3 protein-coding genes and 1 pseudogene are annotated in these 3822 nt (G+C 68.0%); 3 read left to right on the top strand and 1 reads right to left on the bottom strand.

From position 1 onward, the window contains the following. On the top strand, nt 1-864 hold an 864-nt coding region (locus U9977_RS19515), incomplete at its 5' end, for an EAL domain-containing protein (RefSeq protein WP_322750724.1). On the opposite strand, the gene U9977_RS19510 is transcribed toward U9977_RS19515, so the two are convergent. Next, nucleotides 803-1483 (bottom strand): protein tyrosine phosphatase, encoded by a 681-nt coding sequence (locus U9977_RS19510; protein WP_322750723.1) that lies wholly within the window; start codon nt 1481-1483, stop codon nt 803-805. The two genes, U9977_RS19515 and U9977_RS19510, sit on opposite strands and share 62 nt — an antisense overlap. A 162-nt stretch (nt 1484-1645) precedes the next feature. Here U9977_RS19510 and U9977_RS19505 point away from each other — a divergent pair, with 162 nt between their 5' ends. After that, complete coding sequence (locus tag U9977_RS19505) at nt 1646-2959, top strand: nucleotide sugar dehydrogenase (RefSeq protein WP_322750722.1); 1314 nt, start codon at nt 1646-1648, stop codon at nt 2957-2959. A 111-nt stretch (nt 2960-3070) separates the two neighbouring features. Continuing rightward, nucleotides 3071-3822: pseudogene (locus U9977_RS19500) on the top strand (glycosyl transferase); the annotation flags it as partial.

Below are 3822 nucleotides of genomic sequence, written 5' to 3'. Positions count from 1 at the left end.
GAGCTGCGCGCGGGACTGCGAGGTGGGCAGATCGAACTGCGGTACCAGCCCAAAGCCGATCTGCGTACCGGCTGCGTCACCGGCATGGAGGCGCTGGTGCGGTGGCGACATCCCGTCGACGGCGTCCGCTCGCCCGATCTCTTTCTCCCCGACATGGAGGCCATGGGCCTGATGCCGGCGCTGACCGCGCTCGTCCTTCGGACCGCGTTGGACGAGTGCGCACGTTGGCGCGCCGGCGGCGCAGCGCTGTCAGTATCGGTGAACGTTCCGGCATCCGTGATCGTCGATTCCGGCTTCGCGTTCGAGGTGCGTGACGCCCTGGGTAAGGCGGATGTGCCGCCCGCTGCGCTGTGTGTGGAGATCACCGAGGATTCCCTGATGGCGCGGCGTGAACATGCTCAGCGCACGCTCGCCCGGCTGCGGACGCTCGGCGTCCGGGTCAGCCTCGACGACTATGGCAGCGGCTACTGTTCATTGGCCTACCTGCGCGACCTACCGGCCGATGAGCTCAAGCTCGACCGGGCCTTCCTGCGAGAGGTCGAACGGGACTCGACCGCTGCGGAGATCGTCCGTTCGACCATCGCCCTGGCGCACACGCTCGGACTGCGGATGGTCGCTGAGGGCGTCGAGACAACCGGCCTATGGGCGCTACTGGCGGCCTGGGGATGCGACGAGGTACAGGGCTACTTCGTCTCCCGGCCGATGCATGGCGACCAGGTTCTCCCCTGGTTACGCCAGTGGGCCAGCCGCACCGGGTTGTCCCCGGCCATGATTACCATGGGTGTTGGTGTGCCGGCGGGGGTCAGGTGTTCATCTGTACGGCGCGGGTCAGCAGTGTCAGCGGCTGCGCCAGCGCGGCGCTGATCTGCTCGGCGCAGGATCGGAACGCCTCGATCGATGCTCCGATCGGATCGGCGATGTCATCGTCGGAGGGACGCTCGGGCCGGCGCCGACCCCGGTGATCCGCCGCGTGGGCGACAAGCGCGTCCCCACAGGTTCGGACACCGTCTGCCCGGATCGTCTCCGCTGGGCAGGGGTTCGCCTGGCCGGTGTGTGCCGGGATGCCGGTGGAGGCGATGCCGGCGGTCAGCCGGGCGAACTCTCGGAGCGTGAAGGTACGGCGCACCGCCTTCGGCGCCATTGCCACCACGAAGCTGCGGTGTTCGCGCCCGGCGCACAGCACCAAGCAAGCGTCGCTCACCATCGTGCCGTCAAGGCGGCGCGCGGCGAAGCCGGCCGGGTTGATGCCTCGTTCTGCCAGGACTGCGGCGGCATGCCGGTGCATCGGCATGCCGTTACGGGCGTGTGTTCCGGCGCTGCTGACGGTCACCGAATGCACCTCGGTGCCAAGGTTTGCCCGCAATGCCGCGACGGCGAGATACTCGGTCATCGGTGATCGGCACAGGTTGCCCGTACAGACCAGCAGCACCTGCCAGGGCGGCGTGGACGAGATTGGCTGGTTGATCGTCGCCGAAAGTGCCACGTCGTCCGCCCCTCCTCGGGTCCGGGCTTGGATGTTTTTTAGTATCAAAAATATTACTCAATGTAGTTGATGTGTCGCTTGCTAATGCGGTTGCTTGTTGCTGGGGCGCGACACCTGCCACGACATCCCTCCAGGGGGCGTTAGGTCTGTCACGATCTGTATATGAGTCGTTGCGGAAAGTTGGTGGTGGTGGGTCAGGGCTATGTGGGCCTGCCGCTGGCGATGCGGGCGGTCGAGGTTGGCTGGTCCGTGGTCGGGATCGAGATCGACGAAGGCCGGGTCAAGCGCCTGGGAATCGGCGAGTCGTACGTGGAGGACGTCCCGGATTCAACGGTGGCCGCCGCTCTGGAGAGCGGCCGGTACTACGCATCGTCGAACTATGAGGACGCCGCCGGGTTCGACGTGGCTGTGGTGACGGTACCGACGCCGTTGCGTGAAGGTATCCCGGATCTGTCCTACATCGAAAGCGCCGGGCGCAGCCTCGGTGCGCGCCTCGCGCCCGGGGCGACCGTGGTGCTGGAGTCCACGACCTACCCGGGAACCACCGACGAACTGTTCGGGCCGATCCTGGAAGAGTTCTCCGGGCTGGTCGCCGGGGGCTCCTTCTTCCTCGGGTACTCGCCCGAGCGGATCGACCCGGGCAACCCGACCTGGAACCTGGTCAACACCCCGAAGGTGGTCTCGGGGATCGACGTGGCGTCGCTGCGGGCCGTTCGGGAGTTCTACGACACCCTGGTCGAGCGGACCGTGCCGGTGGCCTGCGTGCGCACCGCGGAACTGACCAAGCTGCTGGAGAACACCTTCCGGCACGTCAACATCGCACTGGTGAACGAACTGGCGATGTTCGCCCATGAGCTGGGCGTCGACGTCTGGGAGGCCATTGAGGCGGCGGCGACGAAACCGTTCGGCTTCCTGCGGTTCAGCCCCGGCCCCGGGGTCGGCGGGCACTGTCTGCCCATCGACCCGTCCTACCTGTCGTGGCGGGTGCGCCGTAGCCTCGGGCGCAGCTTCCGGTTCGTGGAGCTCGCCAACGACGTCAACGACAACATGCCCGACCACGTCGTACGGCGGGTCGTGGAAATACTCAACCGTCGTCGGATGGCCGTGAACGGAAGCCGGATTCTCCTGCTGGGTCTGGCCTACAAGAAGAACACCGGTGACGCGCGGGAGTCCTCGGCGGTGCGGGTCGCCGTGCTCCTTGATGCGCTCGGCGCGGACGTGCGGGCCGCGGACCCGCACGTCGACGACTCGTGCCTGCCGTCGGGGGTGACCTTCGTCGAGGCCGACGCCCAGGAACTGGCCGCTGCCGACCTGGTGGTCGTCCTGGTCGATCACGACGCCTTCGGGCGGGACCTGGTGGCACGCTACGCCCGCGCCGTGCTCGACACCCGCTGCTGGTTGCCCTCACCGCGGTCCGCACGCCACGACGGCACCGCGGTAGCCGCCGAAGGCGAAGCCGACATCACGCTCCTGTAACGTAACTACAGGTGGTCTTACAAATGCTGTAGGTTACAGTTTGGGTGCGAGGATGTGCGTGCCGGCCGGAGTGCTCCGGCCCGGTCCGGTCTGGTATGGAGGGCAGGTGGAATGCGGGTCGTCGTCGCGACGGACGCACGGTTGTACCGATTGCCCGACGGCAGCATCCGATCGCCTACACCCGCTGACGCCTATCCCATGTGGTCGCGTTACCTCGATTCCTTCGATTCCGTCACAGTGCTCGCCAGAGTGGCGGCGCCGGCGCCGCCGAGCTGGTCGCGCGGCCCGCGCCAAACCGACGCCGAGATCACCGAGGGAATCATCAGCACTCAGCGGGCCGATGGTCCAGGGGTCACCGTCCACCCGCTCACCGACTATCGCGGCGCGCGAGGCTATCTGTGCGCCCTGCCCGCACTGCGCCGCGCCATCGGACGGGTGTGCCGCGACGCCAGTCGGGCCGGCGCGGCTGGCCCGGCCGGTACAGCCGGTACAGCCGGTACGGCGGCGTCCGGCACCTGTTACATCGCCAGGATGCCGAGCCTGGTCAGCACCGCGCTGGTCGCCGCGTTGCGGGTGCGCGGGATTCCGTATGCGCTGGAGGTGGTCGGTGACCCGGCGAACATGGCCGGGGAGATCCTCGGCGGGTGGGCCGCCGGACCGGCTCGGCGCCAGTTCGCCCGTCAGCGCACGGGCGCGGTCGCGGTCAGCTATGTCACGAGTCGGGTACTACAGCGTGACCACCCGCCACCGGACGATGCGTTCACGACGTCCTATTCGACGGTCCGGCTGGACGAGAGTGACTACTGCGCCGGGCCCCGTGGGCAGCTCGCCCGCCCGCCGGCACCCGCCCGATTGTTGGCGAT

Source organism: Protofrankia sp. Cas8 (assembly GCF_963555845.1).
Taxonomy (GTDB): Bacteria; Actinomycetota; Actinomycetes; order Frankiales; family Frankiaceae; genus Protofrankia.
The sequence above is the reverse complement of the archived record's forward strand: the minus strand, read 5'-3'. Positions and strand labels throughout refer to the sequence as shown.